Raw genomic sequence first — 21,897 nt, 5'->3', positions numbered from 1 at the left:
CTCAAACGCCCATGATGAGGCAATACCTCAGCATCAAGGCACAATACAAGGACGAAATACTTTTTTTTAGGCTCGGCGATTTTTATGAGATGTTTTTCGATGAGGCTGTTGAAGTAAGCCGAATCTTAAACCTGACTCTCACAAAAAGAGCCGATGTACCTATGTGCGGCATCCCTTATCACGCTGCAAAAATATACATAGCCCGACTCCTGCGTGCAGGCAAAAAGATTGCGATATGCGAGCAAGTTACGGAGCCCGTAGCAGGAGGCTTGACCGAACGCAAGGTTGTTGAAGTTATCACTCCCGGAACCGTTGCCGAAGACGACTTTTTAGAACAGGGAAGCAATAACTATCTTGCAGCCGTATATTGCTCAAACAAAAAAACTGAAGGAAACTGCGGGCTCGATTACTATGCAGGCCTTGCCTATATAGATATTACCACGGGCAATTTTTTTGCTACATCCTTCCCCAAAACAGATTTTAAAGAACAGTTTTTAAAAGAAATAGGAAGAATCAACCCCAAAGAAATTTTAATTCAGCAGTCGATTCAAAGCGAATTCCCGGTCTTAAAGCAGATCCTTTCGGAATTTCCTTCGATGATGCAAAACTTTTATCCGGATTGGAGCTTTAACCCCGATCAGGCCGAAAAAAGACTTTGCTCAGCCTTTGGAACCGAAAACCTAAAGGGCTTTTTACTCGATATCAATTCGCCTGAAGTTCCGCCTGCCGGCCTCCTGCTTCAATACTTGGAAGAGATTTCGGGCAGGGATATTTCCCACATTTCGGGGATTAAAATCTATGCCGAAAGCGACTTTGTTTCTTTGGATGACTCCACAAGGAAAAATTTAGAGCTTTTGACCAACTTGAGGGATAACAGCCCTGCATACAGCCTCTTTGAATCTGTAAATTACACGAAGACGGCCATGGGAACCCGCCTTTTAAGGAGGAGGATAAGCTATCCGCTCCGCTCAAAGAAGGAAATAGATAAGAGGCTCGACAAGGTAAACAGTCTTTTCAAGGACGGAAAGGCTTCAGCGGTTATAAGGGAAACCCTTTCTTCAATACTCGATATTGAGCGTCTTTCGGGCCGCATTGCCATGAAAAAGACCCACGGGAAGGATCTTTTAGCCCTAAAACAAAGCCTTAACTCCGTAATAAGGATGGGAAGCCTCATAGAAGAAAAAAAGCTTAATTTTTTGCAGATTAACGATGAAGAAAAAAAGCTGCTTACCGAAATCCGCAACCTTTTGGAAAATTCGATAGATGATGAGTGCACAATAGCCTTAAATGACGGAAAGCTTATAAAAAAAGGCTTTTCAAAAAAGGTAGACACGATAAAAAACATAAAAGAAAATGCCCACGAGATTCTTGAAAAATATTTGGACGATGAACGGAAAAAAACGGGCATCAATAATCTAAAAATAAAATATAACAGGATGATGGGTTATTTTTTGGAAGTTTCTTTAGGAAATATCTCGGCTGTTCCCGATTATTTTATCCGGCAGCGTTCCCTGTCAAATGCAGACCGTTTTACCACCGAAACCTTGCAGCAAATAGAAGACAATATAAATAACTCGGAAGAAAGGCTTATCGATGCCGAAAAAGAGGTCTTTGATGAGGTTTGCACCGAAATAGGTTCTCATCACCGCTTTTTACAAAAACTTGCAGAAGAAGTCGCCGAGCTCGATGTGAACCAATCCTTTGCACAGGCCGCAATTTTGCATGCATGGACAAGACCGGAACTTTGCGATAATTCAGGGCTCTTAAATATAACAAACGGCAGGCACCCTGTAGTCGAAAACCATCTTAGGGCCGGCGACTTTGTACCCAATTCCATTGAACTCTTGTCGGGAGAAGCTTCAAATCAAGAAGATAGAACAATTCCGTCCTTTGCGGTCATCACAGGACCCAACATGGCGGGAAAAAGCACTTTTTTACGGCAGACAGCACTAATCTGCCTTTTAGCCCAGATTGGCTCCTTTGTTCCGGCCGAAAAGGCCGTTTTAAGCCCCGTAGATAAGATCTTTTGCAGAGTGGGAGCAACTGACAATCTTGCCCGAGGGGAATCGACCTTTTTGGTCGAGATGATAGAAACGGCCTACATCCTCAATTCGGCAACGCGGAACAGCCTTGTTATCATGGACGAGGTCGGCCGAGGAACTTCTATGGAGGACGGTCTTGCGATAGCTCAGGCCGTAAGCGAACACCTCCTTAATACCATAAAGGCAAAAACCCTCTTTGCAACCCACTATCATGAGCTTACCCGGTTGGAGCACGAAAAAATCATAAACCTAAAACTAGATGTGCTTGAAGCAGAAGGAAAGATAGTCTTTTTAAAAAAGGTAGTTCCCGGAGCTGCAGGAAATTCTTACGGCATCCACGTTGCAGGCCTTGCAGGCATCCCTCAAAGCGTCTTAACAAGGGCCGAAAACCTTTTATACATGAGAAGCCAATTCCAAAAAGAAAGAGCCGGTCAAGCAGAAAGCCCTTCCGGCAACACGGCCATCGGCTCCGAAGAGAAAGCCGCCTCAAGCCCGGTTTCGAACACTCTATCCCTCTTCCCTGAAGAAGAGCTTATCTTAAACGAAATCCTATCGACCAACCCCGATGAAACAGCCCCGATAAAAGCCCTCCAGCTCATCGCCTCATGGAAAAAAAAGGCTCTCGGGGAAATGACATAAGGTTAATTCCGAGGAGTTAAGAAACCATAAAAAAAATCCCCTGCCATAGCAGGGGATTTGAAATTACTCTTATTTTAAATTATCAAAAAAATCCTGATCAAGATCCGCCGATTTTGCATACCATCCATTCCAAGTTCCCTCAAAATAGGACTTATCAATTAAACGCAGATCATAATCAACAAGAGCATTAGTCTCTGCATCCCGATAAGAGCAGACCTCAATGTAAATTTTTTCAGCATCATATTCATCTTTAAAATCGGGATAACCTTGGTTCATCATTGCATTTAGTTCTACATTGCTAAATAAATCAAGAATTTCTTTTTTAACGGACTTATATTTTACCATATTTCCTTGAAAGCGAACCTTCTTACCGTTCCCCCAATCAATTATTTGACCTGTAAAAAATCTTCCGGTATTTTATATGTTAAGTATAATCTAAAAAGCTGAATTTTTCAAGTTTAAAATTTACTATTTATTCAACATAGAGCCTTATAATTAAGAGAAGAAACAGTAATTCAATATCTTTATGTTTAATTAAACGAGTCAATGGTTTATACTATGAAAAAGAGACTTGAAGAGTATAATCTAAAAGATTTTTGAATAAGATTTTTAGCCAAAGGGGAGCCCACTTTACCCCCAATCGGCAGTTTACAAAGTTTTTGGTTTACTCTTTGATCGAGATAAAAAGCAAAATAATTGGAGAATATTTTTACCTATTTTGCTATTTTTTTTAAATAATTCCTACAAATATAATAAGGATGGAGAATATTAAAAATAATAGGAGAAAACAAATGGTAAAAAGATTTGAAGATTTAACGTTTACAGACGATTTTATGTTTTGTAAAACTATGCAAAGTCCGTAAGGTTTGATGTTCTAGTACAGGCAGAAAGCGGTAAACTTTATGATGTAGAAATGCAGGTAAGCAATGAAAGGAATACTCCTAAAAGAATGCGGTTTTACCAAGCGGCTCTTGATATTTCTTTTTTTGGATAAGGGCAATTCATATAATGCTTTAAACGACAGCTTTATAATTTTTATCTGTACCTTTGATGTTATAGGCAAAAATAGACCTATTTATACCTTTGAAAATATTTGTATTGAAGACAAAAATACACCTTTACATGACGGCACACAAAAGGTTATAATAAATGCAGAGGCCTTTGAAAACACTGAGGACAAAGAATTAAAGGATTTTTTAGAATACCTTAAAACAGGTAAGGCAAAAAGCGAATTTACAAGAGGGATAGAAAAAATGATACAAACAGTAAAAAATAATGAACAGGCAAGGCAAGAGTATAGGTTATTATCTACTTTTGAAATGGATATTAAAGATAAAACCGAGTATAAAGTTAAGAGAGAAACAGCTAAAAATATGAAGCTAAAAAACTTTGATATAGCTGTAATTAATGAGATAACAGGACTTCCCGAATCCGAAATAGAAAAACTGTAATTTTATGCAAAGCTCATTGACAGGCAGATTAACCAAGGCAATAAACAGCTGAGGCGTATTTTTAATATCATAGCAAAGGCTTATATGCATCATATTGAAATTTATGTAGGCAATTTAAAAGAAAGTAGAAGATTTTATACATGGCTGCTGGAAAGACTGGGCTATGTTTTGTTTCAAGATTGGAACGAGGGCTTTTCTTATAAAAAAGACGGATTTTATCTTGTATTTGTGCAGACAAGGGCTAAATATATTAAAAATAAATATAATAGATGTAATATAGGCTTAAACCATATCGCTTTTAATTGCAGCTCAAAACAAGAAGTCGATGCTATAAGGGATGAGTTAATAAAAATGAGGGTAACACTATTGTATGATGAAAAATATCCTCACGCAGGCGGAAAGGAACACTATGCAGTTTATTTTGAAGACCCGGATAGAATAAAATTAGAAGTAGTTGCATTGGAATCAAAGTAGTTAATGTAGGACTTAATGGAATATATCTTAGTAAATAATAATATTTTACCATTGAAAAATCGATAACCATATGTTAGTATATTTTAAGGATGAAGATATTACCATCGGCAGAAAAACTTCTGAAAATGACAACAATAAAGAGGTTTTTGTGGGAGTAGTTTATGTGTAAAGAAAATTATTATGCAAAAAGTTTAAATTCGCAAAAGTTGTTCCAAGTTTATGAAACGGCGATTCCTCGTGTAAAGCAGTATTTAGATGAGGAAATCAATTTTATCAAAAAACAGTTGACAGGCAATGAATCTGTCTTTGAAATCGGCTGCGGATATGGGCGTATCTTAAAAGAACTCTATCCCTATGCAAAGGCGGTAACGGGAATAGATATTTCGGAAGATTCAATTAAATTTGCAAAAGAATTTTTAAAAGACGGTTCGAATATTTATCTTGAAACAATGGATGCCTATAAAATGGATTTTAAAGAAGAATTCGATATGCTTCTTTGTTTACAAAACGGGCTTTCGGCAATCAAGGGAGAACCTGAAGAGCTTATACAAAAATGTATAAAAGCCTTAAAAAAGAATGGGAGAGCTTATTTTAGTACTTATAGCTCCAAATTTTGGAATATCCGTTTAGACTGGTTTAAAGAGCAAGCCGATAAAAAACTTTTGGGAGAAATAGATGAAGAAAAAACAAAGGACGGTATCATTATCTGCAAAGACGGATTTAAGGCCCGAACCTTCACCGAAAAAGATTTCGACGATTTAGGTAAAAAATCCGGTCTTGAATATGAGATTAAAGAAATAGACGAGTCAAGCTTGTTTTTAATAATAAGTAACTAAAAATACTATGGGATAATGATTGCTAACCGGTAAATTTTTTGGTATAATGACACTTAAGGAGGGTGATTAATGGGTAAAAACAACCGGCAATACAAAGATTCGGTTTTTGTAGATCTTTTTGCAAATGATGTTTCCTGTCTAGTTGACAACAAAATCATTGTGCTTGCGGAGCATCAATCAACAATCAATGAAAATATGCCTTTACGTTGCTTGCAATATGTAGCACGTCTGTATGAACAAATCCAAGAGCCGAAGGCTAAATATTACAAAAGTCTGCAGAAGATTCCTACACCCGAATTTTATGTGTTTTACAACGGTATTGAACAATATCCGTCTCAGAAAATACTTAAACTTTCGGATGCCTACATTGTAAAATCGGAAGAGGTTCCGCTGGAACTGACTGTTCAAGTGCTTAATATCAGCACAGACAAAGCGAATAAAATTTTAATGACCTGCAAACCGTTGGAAGAATACAGCCTGTTCGTAGAAGCCGTGCGCCGTCATACCTCACTTGATAAAAAAAGCGGCTTTGAAAACGCCATAAAAGAGTGCATACAAAACGATATACTCAAAGAATATTTACAAAGAAAATCTCGGGAGGTGATAAATATGTTACTGGCAGAATATGATTACGACACGGATATAGCGGTACAACGAGAAGAAAGTTTAAGGATTGGGATACGGCAAGGTATTGCACAAGGCTTTGCAGACGGTTCGCACCAAAAAGCTCTCGAAACGGCAAGATTGATGAAGCAGGCAAATTGCGAACTTGACTTCATTATGCAGATGACAGGTCTTTCCATTGAAGATATTGAAAACCTCTCAAAATGAGCTGTAATGAATATGTTATCGGTGAAATACGTGTATGCGGTTTGTAAACAAACCGCATGAAAAAATATTTTTTTAGGAGAATGGTTATGAGTGACAAAAAAATGAACGAGAGCGGCACAGCTGCTCTTGGAGGAAAGGCGGATCCGAAAACTATAATTCGATTTGTTGTTTATAGTTTAATCGGAATTTTTATGTTTTTTATCCCGATTGCAATCGGAGGAAAAAAAACTATACCCTTGGATCACATTGTGGGATTGATTCAAAAGATTCCCTATTATGCAAAATACTGGGGGCTCTTGCTTTGCTGTGTGGGCGTAGTTTTTCCCTTTGTAACAGGTTCGTGGAAAAAGACCAAGGTAAAAATGGTATTTTCCCTTATAAACATTCTTGCAATTCCCTTTGCAATTATGACTGTATTCAATATAGGCCCCGAAGCTCTCTTAGCCAAAGGAATGCTTCCATTTATCTACGGTAAAATAGTTGTTCCGGTTACAACTATTGTTCCTATAGGCTCGGTCTTTTTGGCCTTTATCGTAGGCTACGGCCTCATGGAATTTGTAGGTGTTTTTATGCGCCCCATAATGAAGCCGGTTTGGAAAACTCCGGGACGAAGTGCAATAGACGCAGTAGCCTCCTTTGTAGGAAGTTATTCGATAGCCCTCCTTATCACAAACCGAGTTTACAAAGAAGGAAAATACACAGACAAGGAAGCAGCAATAATTGCAACAGGATTTTCTACCGTTTCGGCAACATTTATGATAATAGTCGCAAAGACCCTCGGCTTTATGGAATATTGGAACTTCTATTTTTGGACAACGGTTATAGTTACCTTTATAGTAACGGCAATTACGGCAAGAATATATCCTCTATCCAAAAAAGCCGATTCCTATTATGAAGACAGAAAAGGCGACATTGAAACCGATGTAAAGGGAAATAAATTTAAAAAAGCCTTAAATGAGGCCGTTAATGTTTGCAGCTCAGCCCCTTCACTTCTTCAAAATGTAAAAATAAATATTCTTGACGGTATAAAACTTGCAATAGGCCTTGCCCCCTCCCTTATGGCAATCGGAAGTTTAGGTCTGATTATTGCAAAGTATACACCCGTTTTTGACATAATCGGATATATCTTTGTGCCCTTCACATGGCTGATCCAACTGCCTGAACCTGTTCTTGCAGCAAAGGCTCTTGCAACCAGCATTGCAGAAATGTTCTTGCCGGCTCCATTAGTTGCAAGTGCATCGGCAGGTACAAGACTCGTAGTAGCCGTCGCCTGTGTTTCGGAAATCTTATTTTTCTCGGCATCAATCCCCTGTATGATGAGTACCGAAATCCCGCTAAAGATGAAAGATTATCTTATAATATGGGTTGAAAGGGTAATCCTTTCGGTTCTGCTGACAGCACCCTTTATATACATATTTACATATTTGATAGCAAAATAAGAATTCAAGCTGAAGAATGTTTCAGCATTATGTTGCAGCACTGAAATAAAGATGAAAAAACTTCATTTTTCTTCAGTGCTGCATTTATGCAGTATATTAAGTAAGTTTGACAAGTTGTAAAAATAAATCTTGCATATTTTAAGACTTCATGTTATACTTAGATTTTATATAAGGAAATTATGTAAATTCTACTATAATTTAAGGAGATGATGATTATGATTACAAACAAAGAAATCGGACAGGCGATGACCATTAAACTTGACGCAACGCTTCCTCCCGATCCTGTTTTTGAAAAGGGAATCAGGCGTGCACCGAGCCGGGGCTTTAACTTGACAAAGGCTCAAACAGAAATAGCCTTAAAAAATGCCCTCCGCTATGTACCTGAAGAACTTCACGAAAAGCTTGCTCCCGAATTTTTAGATGAGCTTTTTACCTACGGCCGAATTTATGCCTACCGCTATAGGCCTCACGGAAACATTTACGGAAAACCCATAGACGAGTACAAGGGTAAGTGCCTTGCAGCTAAGGCCATGCAGGTCATGATCGACAACAACTTGGACTTTGATGTTGCCCTCTACCCCTATGAACTTGTTACCTACGGTGAAACAGGCTCTGTCTGCCACAACTGGCTCCAGTACCGCCTCATCAAAAAATATTTGGAAGAATTAACCGAAGATCAGACCCTCGTTATGGAATCCGGTCATCCCTTAGGCCTCTTCCCCTCAAAACCAGAAGCTCCTCGAGTTATAATTACGAACGGCCTTATGATAGGTATGTTCGATAATTACAAGGACTGGGAAATTGCAGAAGAAATGGGAGTTGCAAACTACGGCCAGATGACAGCCGGAGGATGGATGTATATCGGCCCTCAGGGTATCGTTCACGGAACATTTAATACAATCCTCACAGCCGGCCGCAAAGAACTCGGCGTTGCAAGCGACGGCGACTTAAAGGGAAAACTCTTTATTTCTTCCGGCTTGGGCGGAATGTCCGGTGCCCAGCCCAAGGCTTGCGAAATAGCTAATGCCGTCGGTGTTTTTGCCGAAGTCGATAAATCGAGAATCAACACCCGTCTTGAACAAGGCTGGGTTCACGAAATGTCCGATAACCTTGATGAAATCTTCAAAAAGGTTGACGAGTACATCAAAAAGAAGGAGCCCATCTCAATCGCCTATCACGGCAACATTGTAGACCTTCTTCAATATTGTGTAGACAAAAATGTTCACATCGACCTCCTTTCGGATCAAACCTCCTGCCATGCCCCCTATGAAGGAGGTTACTGCCCCGAAAAGATGACCTTCGAAGAAAGAACAAAGCTCCTCTACGAAAACCGCGAAGAATTCTGCAAGAGGGTAGATTCTACATTAAAGCACCACTTTGAACTTATCAAAATTCTTTCTTCAAGAGGAACCTATTTCTTCGACTACGGAAACTCCTTCCTCAAAGCCGTATTTGATGCAGGAGCAAAGGATGTTTCCAAAAACGGAATCGACGAAAAAGACGGATTTATCTTCCCCTCTTACGTAGAAGATCTTATGGGCCCCGAACTTTTCGATTACGGTTACGGCCCCTTCCGCTGGGTATGCTTGTCGGGAAAACCTGAAGACTTGGATAAGACTGACGCTGCCGCAATGAGCTGCATCAATCCCGACCGCCGCGGACAAGACAGAGACAACTACTACTGGGTACGCGATGCCAAAAAGAACAAGCTCGTTGTAGGAACTCAGGCCCGAATTCTTTATCAGGATGCCGAGGGAAGAAGAGACATAGCCTTAAAGTTTAACGAGATGGTCCGCAAGGGCGAAATCGGCCCTGTTATGATGGGACGCGACCACCACGACGTAAGCGGTACGGACTCTCCCTTTAGGGAAACCTCCAATATCAAGGACGGAAGTAACGTAATGGCAGACATGGCCGTACAGTGCTATGCCGGAAACGCAGCCCGAGGAATGAGCCTTGTAGCTCTCCACAACGGCGGCGGTGTAGGTATCGGAAAATCCATCAACGGAGGCTTCGGCCTCGTGCTTGACGGAAGTGAAAGAGTTGACGAGATTATCAAGTCAGCAATTATGTGGGACGTAATGGGAGGAGTCGCCCGCCGAAACTGGGCCCGCAACGAAAACTCCATCACCACCAGTATCGAATACAACAAAAACTATTCTAACGGCCACATCACTATTCCCTATGTTGCTAAAGATGAGTTCGTAAAAAAACTTGTAGAACAAAAATATAAAAAATAAAAACATATAATACGAAAAAACGCAGGACTTTTTAATAAGCCCTGCGTTTTTTTTGCCGATACAGTTTTCTGTCTATATCTGCGAATAATTAAATTCTTATACCTTGAATTTACGCATTTCTTCTGCAAGACTGTTTATACTGTCTTGATGGGTTTTGCTCATAGAATCAATTTCGTGAACGGCCTTATTTATTTCATCAGCATCAACTGCCATATTGTTTATTCCGGTTGTAATAACTTCGCTTATTTTTGATATAGTCTGCATTTCTTTCGATACAGTATTACTACTCATAAGCATTTCGCCGGAGCTTTCTTTTACGGATGATGTAACTTGAATAAAGTCAGAAATAGCTTTTAATACTTCCTCACCTCTGGATATTTGCTCCCTCATAGCCTGCATTATTAAACCTTCCTGTGTTTTTACGGCTGAAGTAAGTCTGAAATTTTCCATAAATATTTCTTGAGACTTAACTGCATCAGATGCAATCTTATCGATTTTTGCTTTAAGATTTTGCAGGACTGTTGTTATGGTTTTTCCTTGTGTACTTGACTCTTCAGAAAGTTTCCTTATTTCGTCGGCAACAACAGCAAACCCCTTTCCCGATTCTCCGGCATGAGCTGCCTCAATAGCGGCATTCATGGCAAGAAGGTTTGTCTGGCTTGCGATATGCTGAATAATCTTTCCGGCATTTAATAAGCCTTCAGATTCTTCGCTCATTTCTGCCGTAAGTTTTGCAGAATCAACTGATGATTGTTTTACATAACCGGAGGCTTCTTCCAATTGTGTAATTAAGTTTCCATTCTTTTCTAAAATATCGCCTACACTGCGGATATCCAATATGAGCTGCTCCATTGCCGAAGATGAAACAGTCATGCTGGCAGCCTGATGTTCAATATGGGAATCCAGATTTGTTATATTTTCAAGGAGTGTCTCGATTGATGAACCTGTTTGATCTATACTTGAAAACTGCTTTGAAATTTTATCTTTTATTTCTTCAATGTTAGCGGTAATTTGATTTACCGAGCCTACTGTCTGAGCTATACTTCCTACAAGCTCTTCACTGAAATTCCGCATTATATCAGTATTTTCTGATGCCGTCTTAATGGAAGAACCTATCTTTGATATTGTCTTGTTAAAATAGGCTGATAGTTTTGCCGTTTCGTCTTTCCCCTTTATAGGCAGCCTGACCGTCAAATCACCTTCACCTTCAGAAATATCTTTTAGTACATAAAGCAATTTTTTTATCGGATCGGTAATTCTAAGAACGATTATTATAAAAGCAATAAGGAATATCGACAACACAACTAAACTGATACTAAGTATCGAACTTATAACGGAATAGTATTCTGCATAAACCTCATCTTCTTGAAGCAATCCTACAATCTGCCAATCCAAACCTTCGATAACCTTAGTGTAAGTCAGCCAATATTTATCATCCATAAAGATTTTCTTATTTGCCGGATTTTTCAGTTTTGCAAAATCGGGAATTGAAACTTTAGAAATATTTTTAAAATTAAAATCCGTATGCTTAGGATCGGCCAATATGGTTCCATCGCCTTGGATGAGCATAAAGTAGCCGGTTGTCCCCAATTTAGACTTCGAGATCATGTCGGTCAAAGTTTTAAGGGTAACTTCGATACCTGTAACGCCTAAAAAATCATTCTCTTGTGAAAAAAAGCTCTTATAAAGACCGATAACGGTATCTCCGACAGTAGATTCAAAGGCTTCTGCTATGATTATTTCCCCATTAGCGGCTGCTGCTCTTTCATACCATTTTCGTTTACGGGGATCAAAAAAGGAAGGCATTTCTCCGTCATAGCTCGTGACTGAACCGCCCCATTTTGTTCCCATATACACTTCAACATATTCCGGAAAACTCGAAAATAAGCTTCTAAAAACATCAACTATGTTTTTTTCAATTGTACTTCTGCTTACGGTTTTTAAGTTTGTCTTAGTTTCAGATAGGGCAAACGAATTTATTGAATCATCAGCTGCCCGAACATCCTTATTCTGTGAAACAGACGATAGAACAGATTTTGCATTGTCAAAAAATATCTTAAAAGAATTGGATATATATTCCAAATCCCGAGGTACTATCCTGTCTACCCTCTTTATATTTTCACCCTTAATCTTTTTTCCGACAATATATACAGTCAAACTTGCAAAAACTAAAATAGTAAATACAAAGAACAGTATTATCTTATACCGAATCGAAAAAAGCTTCTCTTTCTTTTCTGTGCTGCTAAAGCTTATCATAATATTTCTCCCTAAATATTTTCAATATATATTAATAACTATATAAAATCAATCTCTAAACCTTAAACTGTTTCATTTCTTCTGCGAGATCATTTATGCTGTCTTGATGGGTTTGACTCATAGAATCGATTTCGGTAATCGCCTTATTTATTTCATCCGCATCAACAGCCATATCATTCATTCCATGTGTAATAACTTCGCTGATTTTTGAAATGTTCTGCATTTCTTTCGATACCGTGTTGCTGCTAATAAGCATTTCGGTTGAGCTTTCTTTAACCGAAGCCGTAACCTCGATAAAGTTTGAGATAGCTTTCAATACTTCCTCGCCCCTTGAAATTTCCTGCCTCATTGCCTGCATTATCATATTTTCTTGATCTTTTACTGCTGCGGTAAGCCTGAAATTTTCCATAAATAGTTCTTCAGATTTTACAGTCTCGGATGCAATTTTATCTATCTTCAACTTAAGATTTTGAAGAACTGTAGTTATGGTTTTACCCTGCGTGCTGGACTCTTCAGACAGCTTTCTTATTTCGTCGGCAACGACAGCAAAACCCTTTCCTGCTTCTCCGGCATGGGCAGCTTCAATAGCTGCATTCATTGCCAAGAGGTTTGTCTGGCTTGCGATATGCTGAATAATCTTTCCGGCATTTAATAAGCCCTCCGATTCCTCGCTCATTTCTGCAGTAATTCTAGAAGAGTCTACAGCCGATTGTTTGACATATCCTGAAGCTTCTTCAAGTTTAGCTATAAGCTCCTTATTTTTTTCAAGAATATCACCAACGCTCTTTATGTCCATTATTAACTGTTCCATAGCCGAAGATGAAACAGCCATACTAGCCGACTGAGCCTCTATGTGTTCATCCAACTTGGAAATATTTTGGAGAAGAATCTTTATCGATGCAGCCGTTTCATCAATACTTAAAAACTGGCTTGATACTTTTCCTTTTACGCTCTCAATGTTCGAAGTTATTTGATTTATAGAGCTTGCTGTTTGAGTAATATTTCCTGCCAAATTTTGTCCGATTCTACGCATTGCTTCAGCATTATGTGAAGCGGTTTTTATGGATGAACCTATTTTTGCAATGGTTTTATTAAAGTATTCAGACAGCTTCGAAGTTTCGTCCCTTCCTTTTACAGGAAGCCTAACAGTGAGATCCCCCTCTCCTTCCGAAATATCCTTTAAAACACTTAAAACCTTCTTTATCGGATTCGTAATTCTAAGAATAATTATGGTCGACAGGGCTATAAAAATCAACAAAACAATAATACTTAAAGTCAAAATATATTTTATAAGAGAACGGTATTCTTCAAAAACTTCATTTTCTTCAACAAGACCTATGATTGACCATCCAAGGCCATCGATTACATGAGTTTTTGTAAGCCAGTATTTATCGTCAAAAAACACTCTTTCCATTTTATCGGAGTGAATTTTAGTAAAATCAGGAATACCTACTTCAGAAATGTTTTTAAAATTAAAATTACCATGCTTTGGATCGGCCAAAATAGTGCCGTCCCCCTGTATAAGCATAAAATATCCGGTAGTACCCAATTTCGACTTTACAAGCATATCTGTTAGTGTATTTAGAGTAACTTCAATACTGATATTACCGATAAATTCGTTATTTTCAGAAAAAACACTCTTCGAAAGCCCTACAACTGTATCTCCAACCGTAGACAAAAAGGCATTAGTTATTATCGTTTCGCCCTTTGCCTCAGAAGCCATTTTATACCACATACGCTTGCGGGGATCATAGCCAACCGGCATTTCATCATCAAAACTCGTGGCATATCCGCCCCATTTGGTTCCCAGATAAACCTCTACATACTCAGGAAAATTAGACAAGGTATTTTTAAACTTTTTGACCAGTTTTTTTTCCGTTTCACTTTTAATAGTATCGGAGGCTTTTATCTTTTCTGTGGATGAAGCATAAGAATAAATAGTATCATCTGCATTTCTAACATCTTCATCTTGAGCCAAAGTACTTAAAACAGCCTTCGAACTATCGAAAAAAAGCTGAAAAGAATTCGCTATATAGGCAAGGTCTCTAGGTACAATCCTATTAAACCTTTTAATACTGTTTCTATTAAGAGTACTGCCTATAAAAGCGATTGTTACTCCGCTAAAAACAACCGTTATAACCACCAAAATTAAAATTATCTTCCATCTTATAGAAAATATCTTATCATCTTTATTGGATTTTAAAACCTTATCTTCCATAATGATTCTCCTTCAGAATATCAATCTATAATAATTTATCTATATACTTACAGATAAAACACACCTTTCATAACAACAAAAAAGTAGGTATCATGTTACAATATACTAGGTATATTTTTTAAAAAGACTCTACTTGACTTTATACTTTTTTTTTGCTTTACTGTAAGGTAAATGAAAAAAAATATAGGTATTATTTTATTTATTCTAGTAGGTTCGCTTTGTTTTTCTCAAAATATAACCACCGCCGGAGACCTTTTTTCTTCAGTTTCTGAACGGTATGCTCAAATACAGGATTATCTTGTGGATATGAATATAACCGTCGGAACTTCGACACAGCAGGCTACTGCAATGTTTAAAAGACCGGACAAGCTGCGTTTGGACTTTAAGGCTCCTGAAGAACAATGTATAGTCTTTAACGGAAGCACTCTTTCAATTTATTTACCTCAATATAGAACAATTTTGACTCAGGATGTAGAGCAAAGCAATGCAGGAGGCTCTTCACTGGCAACCCCGCAAGGCCTTTCACTTATGAAAAGAGGCTACACAATTCAATACGATGCAACATCTGCACCTCAACCGCTGGAAGAAGGCTCATCTGAGAATGTTATAATCTTGCTTATGAATAGAAAATCGGCGACAGAGACATTTAAAACCCTCCGGGTTATGATTTATCCTGAAGGTAAATTAATACGCCGAATTGAAGCAGTACCTGTTTCAGGCGGTAAAATTATATTCGATTTTTATAATTACAGAATAAATGCAGGAGTAGGAAGCAAAAACTTTGTTTTTGATGCCCCCTCTACAGCAAAATCCTTTAACGATTTTCTTTTTGTCGATTAATTTAGTGCAGATTATTTAATATGGGAGATAAATAATGAACGAAATCGGAAAATTACTCACCGAAACAAGAATAAAAAAAGATCTTGAACTTGATCAGGTTGCAAGAGAAACAAATATAGCCAAAAGATATTTGGAAGCCCTGGAAAATGACGATTACAGTGTTTTCCCTGCCGAGCCTTATGTTGTAGGCTTTTTAAGAAACTATTGCGAATATCTGGATCTTGATCCGGACGAAATAGCCAATCTTTATAAGCAGATTAAAATACAGGAAACCTCTTTACCGCCGGATGCCCTATTGGAAAGACGGGGCTTTGCCTTATCAAAGCCTCTTATAATAGGATTTGGAGTCATCGCTGCCGTTGCCGTAATAATTGTTGCCGTATTTTTTGCATTTAAAAGTATTATACCGGCCATACAGCAAAAACGGACTGAGGCAAATGTCAAAACCGAAATAAAGGAAGCCCGTGAAGCAAAGATACATGAAATAAACAAGGAAAAATATGAGCAAAGAATATTTGAAGGCGATACTTTAAAACTAAACATAAAAGAGAAAGAATTCACTCTCGAAGTTGAAAAAATCAGTCCTAAATTAAGCCTAAAAACAGCTCTTGGAAGTCAAATAATAAGCCTTGGACAAACCGTGAAAATAGATCTCGACAATGATTTAACTCCCGATATAGAAATTACTTTAGAAGATATAGATAAAAACAATGCGGATTCAGGAGCCCTGGTATCCATAGTTAGCGGAACCGGTATTGCACAGGGCTCACATTCTGCAGAAACAGATGTAGTTGTTTCCGAAGAAGATTCTCAAGCCTCGGCAGCCTACAAGGTTTTATTTGAAAGCGGTTCTGCCTATCCTGTAACATTGAATGCAACATTTAGGGGTTACTGTCTTTTTTAGACATGAAGCAGACAGGGCAAACCGGGAAGAAAGATATTATCAAAAAGCGGAACAGCTTACCGTTCAGGCCAACAACGGCTTAAGAATTTGGGCATCAAACGGAAATGCCGTAAAACTTCAAGTAGTTGCAGGCGGTAAAACAGTCGATTTGGAAGTCAGCCGTCCGGGAGAAGTTATCGTAAAAGACTTAAAATGGATACGCGATGATGAAACCAAACGCTTTAAATTCATTGTTGTAGATGTCGATTAACATAAATGCTTCAAAATAAATTTTTTATAGACTTGCACGGCTGTGCAAAAAACCAGGTAGATGCAGAGCTTATAATAGGGATAATGGAAAATTTGTCATGGAAAAACACATCCAATCCCGGCGAAGCGGATTTGATAATAGTCAATTCATGCGGATTTATAAATTCTGCAAAAGAAGAATCTATAAATGCAGTTCTGCAGGCCAAGGCCGCCCACCCAAAGGCCAAAATTCTATTGGCAGGATGCTTGGCAGAGCGCTATGCCGAAGTTCTTAAAAACGATTTGCCTGAAGCAGACGGTATTTTTGGAAACGGAAACCTTTCTCTTTTACCTCAGCTAATAGAAACCATGTTTCCTCAAAAGCCGTCAAACGGAAAAAATATAGACCGAATCCTTCTTGCCCCGCAAGTAGGTGTCTGCGGAGGAGAAAGGCCTACAATCCTTAACTTTCCGCGGTCGGCCTACATAAAAATAACCGAAGGCTGTGATAATTTTTGCAGTTTTTGTGCAATCCCGCTTATAAGAGGCCGCTTAAGAAGCCGATCGGTAAAAGATATCTGTGATGAAATAAAATCTTTTTTAAAAAAAGGATTTTATGAGTTCAACCTGATAGGGCAAGACTTGGCAGCCTATCAAACAGGAAAAGATGACTTAAAAGAAGCGGAGCAAAATAAAGAAAAAAGTTCCGGTCTAGCCCTTCTTTTAAAAAGTATTTCGGAAATAAGCGGAAACTTTAAAATCAGATTACTTTACATTCATCCTGATCACTTTCCTCTGGATATTTTGCCAATAATGACGGCAGATAAAAGATTTTTGCCCTACTTCGATATTCCCTTTCAATCGGGTGCAAAAAAAATCATAAACGCAATGAACCGAAAAGGCTCAGCAGACTTTTACCTTCATATTGTAAAGAATATAAGGGAAGCTTTTAAAAAAGCAAATAGTCCTTATGGTGAGCCGCAAATACGAACAACATTTTTGGTAGGTTTTCCCGGCGAAACGGATGAAGACTTCAATGAAACTATTAACTTTTTAAAAGAGTTAAAACCTCTTTGGTCAGGAGGCTTTACATATTCACGGGAGGAGGATACCCCTTCATACTCCTTTAAGGGAAGAGTTCCGAAAAAAACAGCGGAGCTCCGCCTTGCCGAAATACAAAAAACTCAAACTTCAATCACCGAAAAAAAACTTGATTCCTTCATGGGAAGAGAGACCGAGGTCTTGGTAGAAGAGCTTATTCCTACGGATCAATTCATTACAGAAAATGAAGATGGAGAGCTTGAAGAGGATAAAACATTCTTAGCTCTTGGGCGGGCCTGGTTTCAAGCCCCGGAAGTTGACGGAGCTGTTGTTTTAAGTTTTAACTCCGGCACAAAAGACTCGGACGGAAATCCTATAGCCCCCGGCTCCATTGTAAAAGCAAAAATTTTAGCCAGAAACGGTTTTGATTTGGAAGCCCTAGCCCTTTAAAACTTCTTTATAAAACCTGTCATAATTTATAAAGCCTTATAAAAATATGCCGATATTGTAATGAGGTATAATTAATTCCGTCTTAGAATATTATAGAGGGTTTACTAATCCTTAATAAATATGATAAAATAGGTATTGGAGATTTGAATTGCGTACGGGTTTAAAAGTTCTTATAAGTTTAGTTATCTCTTTGGCTGTATTTGCCGGGCTTTTTTTATTAACGGCCTCGGATTATGAGTCTTTTACGGAAACAAAAATATATAAGCCTGCCATCGTAAGGCACATCAATGACAATCTCTCAGAAATTGAAAGAGTTTTTATCTCATGGAATGACACAAATACCGAATTATTTAAAAATTTTATCCGTGAAGAATCATTAATGTCAGCAGTAAAACAAGAGCAAGACCGCTCAGACATAGAAAATAGAAATAATCTTATTTCAAAAATAATATCTACTGTCCCGGGATTTTCAGGCTTAAGGATAATCGGTTCACAATACCAAAAAATTCACTTTAGTACCTTTCCTGAAGACATTCTAAACAAAACAGACTCAATGCTCTCATATAAAAGGTACAATGATGCCGGTAATTCAATTCCATTTCAACATATAGAAGCAGAAGACAAGTCTGAAGTAAAAATTACGGCTTCAACAGATCTTAATATGATTTTATATTGTCTGCCTTTTTACGATAACTATGAGGTATATAGGGGAACAGCCGTTTTTTATATTTCAGGCAACAGCTTTTTATACCATTTGGTTTCGCAAAATATCCTTTCAATAAGTGACGGCCTGGCCCTTTTATCCGATCAGGCACATACGATTATGGGAATTTTAACGGGTACTCACAATGTAGCTTCTCCCGAATTAAAAGATGCTGTCCTAAGCGACTGGGAAAGACTCCCTCAAAATTTGCGTATAATAGGTCTTGAAGGCGAGGACCGCTGGGTTCTTATTACAAAAAAATCCGACTTTGGCTATATAGGCAGAATCACCGAAAAAAGCGTTTTTATGTTCCCTTCAGCTGTCAAATATTTTTTGGTATTTACAGTTTTTATAACGATGTTTTTGGCATCATTTTTATTGTTAAATTTAAAGAGAAATAAGCTGTTTATTGCACAAAATAAAATTCAGCAGCTCCATTGGTCCATCCTAAAAAGCTATTTAAAAACATCCCAAAAAGAAAACTGGGCAGAATTACAAAAAGAGCTTGAATATCATAGACATGAAGTAAATGCCGAAATAAAAAGCGGCCTAGGAAAAAAACTTCTTGAAACTAAGGGAAAAGAAATAGATGATTTCTTACAAAATAGCTGGCAGGAAATATTTGACATTATAAACAAGACTGCAATAAATAAGTCTTTAAACCATGACCTAAAAGGAGTAAATGCAGAAGAACTTATAAGCCTTTTGATGGAAGCTGTAAAAGATCAAAAGAATGTTGCAGATAAACCCAAGTCAACGCCAAAAACTCAAACTTCAACCGAAGAAGCCGAAGCCGTCGAAGAACTCGATGAGATAGAAGAAGCCGAGGCCGTCGAAGAACTTGATGAAGTAGAAGAAGCCGAGGCCGTCGAAGAACTCGATGAGGTAGAAGAAGCCGAGGCCGTCGAAGAGCTTGATGAAGTAGAAGAAGCCGAAGCCGTCGAAGAACTCGATGAGATAGAAGAAGCCGAGGCCGTCGAAGAGCTTGATGAAGTAGAAGAAGCCGAGGCCGTCGACGAGCTTGATGAAGTTGAAGAAGCCGAGGCCGTCGAAGAACTCGATGAAGTTGAAGAAGCCGAGGCCGTCGAAGAGCTTGATGAAGTTGAAGAAGCCGAGGCCATTGAAGAAGATAAAAATTATGAAGAGATTTACGAAGCAGAAGCGGCAGCAGTTTTTGACAAGATAGAAGAAGAACAAGACGAAGAAATTATCGATGAAGAAAATATCGATGATCCTATGCTCCGCTTAAATGATTTAGGATATACTATTTCAGGCTTGGATTTTTCTGAACTCGATGTTCCTATTTCAGAATTGGAAAAGGTTGAAGCCAAAAAGGTTGAATACATTACTGACGATTATAGCCCAATACGCTCAATGTGGGGAAAATATGATGACAGCCCCATCTTGGGAACTCTGGATGTAGTAGGAGAAAGCGACCCTGTTCCTTTACTGGATTTAAATGAAGAACAAACAATTGTAAACGAGGATGGAGTATTTATTATCCGTAAGACAGAAACGGTGAAACCTGAAAATAAAGATTTTAAGGCTCTTGTTGACTCGGTACTTCGATAGCACCAAAATGCAAACAATTTTAGAAAATTTCAAAAAACTTTTTTTGATTTTATTTTTTTTTATAGCAAACTTAAATTTTTCTCCATGTCAGGCAAAAGATAAATTTGATCCGTTTAATTTTAATCTTGATAATCCGTGGCTTAGTTTAAAAGCCATTCAAACAGCCTACCCCGATCTTATAAAAAACATATCTTTTGATTCGGAAGTAAATGATTGGTTTATAACTATAAGAAATCAAAATTTATATTGGGCAGAAGGAAGGCTTTTACTAAGAAAAGATCTTAAAAACCGGCAAAATTGGGCACCCATAATTTCTTACTTTTACTCCGATGAAATCCAAAATCCTAAACATTTTTCTGAAGATCATATAAGAGCATTAAAACCCGAAAACCTAATCAAGAACAGAAAAAAAGCTCCGCCGCCAAATTACACATTTTTTATGCTTTTATTTAATGGAAAAAACCGCAGCGAAATTATAAAGCAGCTTCGCCGGTCGCACTTTTTGGGTTATGAAGTATGGGTGCACCAGCGTGTTGTCGAACCCTTACGGAGAGTTCAAACAAAAATATATCAAGCACAAAAAACAAATAAAGAAGTTAAAAAATTTTTAAAAGAGCTAAGCCAATGCTGGAGTTTTAACTGGAGGGTTATCGCAGATTCCGGTAAACTAAGTAATCACAGTTGGGGCTCTGCGATTGATCTTTTACCTAAAAACTACAGAAATAAAAAAATTTATTGGTTTTGGGAAGCTGTCCGGGATGACTATTGGATGAAAATAATGCCCTACCGCCGATGGATACCTCCTAAGGCCATAATAGACGCTTTTGAAAGTGAAGGATTTATCTGGGGAGGCAACTGGACCCTATGGGACAATATGCACTTTGAATACCGTCCCGAAATTCTATACATTAGAAATTTTGTTATGTATCCCGAATTTAACGCCTTTATAGCAAAGTATTCCGAAAAAATATACCAACAGAAGAATACCGAAATAGTTCAAGCAGGAAAAAAAAGACCTCAACGGCTTGAAGATATCTTCAGAATTGCAGAATTACTCAAATTCACTTCATTTTTCGCAAAGAATGTGATGCCTTTTTACGGCATAAGCGATAAAAACATATTTGAAATGAATGAGTATGAGGAAGAAAATATAGAAACACCTCAAGAACCTAAGTATCTGGAGGAAATGATTGATTAAGATTGCCATAGGAATATTTGTCATTGTAATAGCTTTTTTACTCGGGATTATTATCGGTAAGTATAAAGAAAGGAGCTTAAATCTAAAAAAATTAAAAGAGGCAAGAAAGGACGCCGTAAAACGCTCAAGAGCCGTTTTAAACGGACAGCTTTCAGAGCAGCTCGCTCCATTCCTTCCCGATTTTCCGGCCGATCCGACAGAAATTCAGTTTATAGGAAAACCTGTAGACTACATAGCTTTTAATGGAGCATCTCAAGGAACAATCAAAGATATAAGTTTTATCGAAATAAAAACAGGCTCATCAACTTTGAGTCCTGTGGAAAAAACATTAAAAGATGTAATCGAAAAAAAGAAGATAAGGTATATCGAATATCGGGTAGATTTCGGCAAAAAATAGAGTTTTTAGATTAAACCGCATAAAAATACAATAAAAATCATAAAAATACATATTTTTCGCAAAAACTATTGACACTTTTTATTTAATTTGATAAATTATTGTCACACACAGAAAAGATACACATACTACTTCAAAAGA

14 protein-coding genes and 2 pseudogenes are annotated in these 21,897 nt (G+C 37.9%); 13 read left to right on the top strand and 3 right to left on the bottom strand.

Features of this window, described 5'->3' with window-relative positions:
* Window positions 1-11 precede the first annotated feature (11 nt).
* On the top strand, window positions 12-2,681 hold the full coding sequence (gene mutS, locus E4O00_RS00785; protein WP_253679764.1) for a DNA mismatch repair protein MutS: 2,670 nt from the start codon (window positions 12-14) through the stop codon (window positions 2,679-2,681).
* A 69-nt stretch (window positions 2,682-2,750) separates the two neighbouring features.
* On the opposite strand, the gene E4O00_RS00780 is transcribed toward mutS, so the two are convergent.
* Complete coding sequence (locus tag E4O00_RS00780; protein WP_253678101.1) at window positions 2,751-3,026, bottom strand: hypothetical protein; 276 nt, start codon at window positions 3,024-3,026, stop codon at window positions 2,751-2,753.
* Between the two features lie 446 nt (window positions 3,027-3,472).
* Between E4O00_RS00780 and E4O00_RS00775 the strand changes: the two are divergent.
* From E4O00_RS00775 to E4O00_RS00750, 6 genes and pseudogenes are all read left to right on the top strand, one after another.
* Window positions 3,473-4,132 (top strand): annotated as a pseudogene (locus tag E4O00_RS00775) (Rpn family recombination-promoting nuclease/putative transposase).
* A gap of 84 nt (window positions 4,133-4,216) precedes the next feature.
* Window positions 4,217-4,606 (top strand): VOC family protein, encoded by a 390-nt coding sequence (locus E4O00_RS00770; RefSeq protein WP_253678100.1) that lies wholly within the window; start codon window positions 4,217-4,219, stop codon window positions 4,604-4,606.
* A 161-nt stretch (window positions 4,607-4,767) separates the two neighbouring features.
* Window positions 4,768-5,442 (top strand): class I SAM-dependent methyltransferase, encoded by a 675-nt coding sequence (locus E4O00_RS00765; protein ID WP_253678099.1) that lies wholly within the window; start codon window positions 4,768-4,770, stop codon window positions 5,440-5,442.
* 69 nt (window positions 5,443-5,511) lie between these two features.
* Window positions 5,512-6,273 carry an RpnC/YadD family protein gene (locus E4O00_RS00760; protein WP_253678098.1) on the top strand — a complete coding sequence of 254 codons (762 nt, stop codon included), beginning with the start codon at window positions 5,512-5,514 and terminating at the stop codon, window positions 6,271-6,273.
* Window positions 6,274-6,359: 86 nt separating this feature from the next.
* Window positions 6,360-7,712, top strand: a complete 1,353-nt coding sequence (locus tag E4O00_RS00755; protein ID WP_253678097.1) for a YjiH family protein — start codon at window positions 6,360-6,362, stop codon at window positions 7,710-7,712.
* Window positions 7,713-7,927: 215 nt separating this feature from the next.
* On the top strand, window positions 7,928-9,952 hold the full coding sequence (locus E4O00_RS00750; protein WP_253678096.1) for a urocanate hydratase: 2,025 nt from the start codon (window positions 7,928-7,930) through the stop codon (window positions 9,950-9,952).
* A gap of 96 nt (window positions 9,953-10,048) precedes the next feature.
* Here the strand turns inward: E4O00_RS00750 and E4O00_RS00745 are convergent, their stop codons facing one another.
* Together E4O00_RS00745 and E4O00_RS00740 are read right to left on the bottom strand one after the other, a co-directional pair.
* On the bottom strand, window positions 10,049-12,208 hold the full coding sequence (locus tag E4O00_RS00745; protein ID WP_253678095.1) for a methyl-accepting chemotaxis protein: 2,160 nt from the start codon (window positions 12,206-12,208) through the stop codon (window positions 10,049-10,051).
* 55 nt (window positions 12,209-12,263) lie between these two features.
* On the bottom strand, window positions 12,264-14,426 hold the full coding sequence (locus tag E4O00_RS00740) for a methyl-accepting chemotaxis protein (RefSeq protein WP_253678094.1): 2,163 nt from the start codon (window positions 14,424-14,426) through the stop codon (window positions 12,264-12,266).
* 171 nt (window positions 14,427-14,597) lie between these two features.
* On the opposite strand from E4O00_RS00740, the gene E4O00_RS00735 reads away from it, so the two are divergent.
* The 6 genes and pseudogenes from E4O00_RS00735 (at window position 14,598) to E4O00_RS00705 (ending at window position 21,759) form a co-directional block, all read left to right on the top strand.
* On the top strand, window positions 14,598-15,266 hold the full coding sequence (locus tag E4O00_RS00735) for a LolA family protein (RefSeq protein ID WP_253678093.1): 669 nt from the start codon (window positions 14,598-14,600) through the stop codon (window positions 15,264-15,266).
* Window positions 15,267-15,300: 34 nt separating this feature from the next.
* Window positions 15,301-16,420 (top strand): annotated as a pseudogene (locus E4O00_RS00730) (helix-turn-helix domain-containing protein).
* A 26-nt stretch (window positions 16,421-16,446) separates the two neighbouring features.
* Window positions 16,447-17,889, top strand: coding sequence for a MiaB/RimO family radical SAM methylthiotransferase (locus tag E4O00_RS00720; protein ID WP_253679762.1), 1,443 nt, complete (start codon window positions 16,447-16,449; stop codon window positions 17,887-17,889).
* A gap of 148 nt (window positions 17,890-18,037) precedes the next feature.
* On the top strand, window positions 18,038-20,164 hold the full coding sequence (locus tag E4O00_RS00715; protein ID WP_253678090.1) for a hypothetical protein: 2,127 nt from the start codon (window positions 18,038-18,040) through the stop codon (window positions 20,162-20,164).
* The gene (locus E4O00_RS00710; protein WP_371922701.1) at window positions 20,145-21,362 is read left to right on the top strand and encodes a M15 family metallopeptidase; all 1,218 of its coding nucleotides are present in this window, start codon (window positions 20,145-20,147) and stop codon (window positions 21,360-21,362) included. Before E4O00_RS00715 ends, E4O00_RS00710 begins: the two co-directional genes overlap by 20 nt.
* Window positions 21,355-21,759 carry a Holliday junction resolvase-like protein gene (locus tag E4O00_RS00705; protein ID WP_253678088.1) on the top strand — a complete coding sequence of 135 codons (405 nt, stop codon included), beginning with the start codon at window positions 21,355-21,357 and terminating at the stop codon, window positions 21,757-21,759. The genes E4O00_RS00710 and E4O00_RS00705 overlap by 8 nt, the downstream gene beginning before the upstream one ends.
* Window positions 21,760-21,897 lie beyond the last annotated feature (138 nt).

It is taken from the genome of Treponema sp. OMZ 788 (assembly GCF_024181245.1).
Taxonomy (GTDB): Bacteria; Spirochaetota; Spirochaetia; order Treponematales; family Treponemataceae; genus Treponema_B.
This window is presented reverse-complemented; position numbering and strand designations above follow the sequence as displayed.

What these genes read in the sequence shown, in the direction of transcription:
- mutS (WP_253679764.1), top strand. Translation starts at nt 12, where the DNA reads ATGATGAGGCAATACCTCAGCATCAAGGCACAATACAAGGACGAAATA.
- E4O00_RS00780 (WP_253678101.1), bottom strand. Translation starts at nt 3,026, where the DNA reads ATGGTAAAATATAAGTCCGTTAAAAAAGAAATTCTTGATTTATTTAGC.
- E4O00_RS00770 (WP_253678100.1), top strand. Translation starts at nt 4,217, where the DNA reads ATGCATCATATTGAAATTTATGTAGGCAATTTAAAAGAAAGTAGAAGA.
- E4O00_RS00765 (WP_253678099.1), top strand. Translation starts at nt 4,768, where the DNA reads ATGTGTAAAGAAAATTATTATGCAAAAAGTTTAAATTCGCAAAAGTTG.
- E4O00_RS00760 (WP_253678098.1), top strand. Translation starts at nt 5,512, where the DNA reads ATGGGTAAAAACAACCGGCAATACAAAGATTCGGTTTTTGTAGATCTT.
- E4O00_RS00755 (WP_253678097.1), top strand. Translation starts at nt 6,360, where the DNA reads ATGAGTGACAAAAAAATGAACGAGAGCGGCACAGCTGCTCTTGGAGGA.
- E4O00_RS00750 (WP_253678096.1), top strand. Translation starts at nt 7,928, where the DNA reads ATGATTACAAACAAAGAAATCGGACAGGCGATGACCATTAAACTTGAC.
- E4O00_RS00745 (WP_253678095.1), bottom strand. Translation starts at nt 12,208, where the DNA reads ATGATAAGCTTTAGCAGCACAGAAAAGAAAGAGAAGCTTTTTTCGATT.
- E4O00_RS00740 (WP_253678094.1), bottom strand. Translation starts at nt 14,426, where the DNA reads ATGGAAGATAAGGTTTTAAAATCCAATAAAGATGATAAGATATTTTCT.
- E4O00_RS00735 (WP_253678093.1), top strand. Translation starts at nt 14,598, where the DNA reads ATGAAAAAAAATATAGGTATTATTTTATTTATTCTAGTAGGTTCGCTT.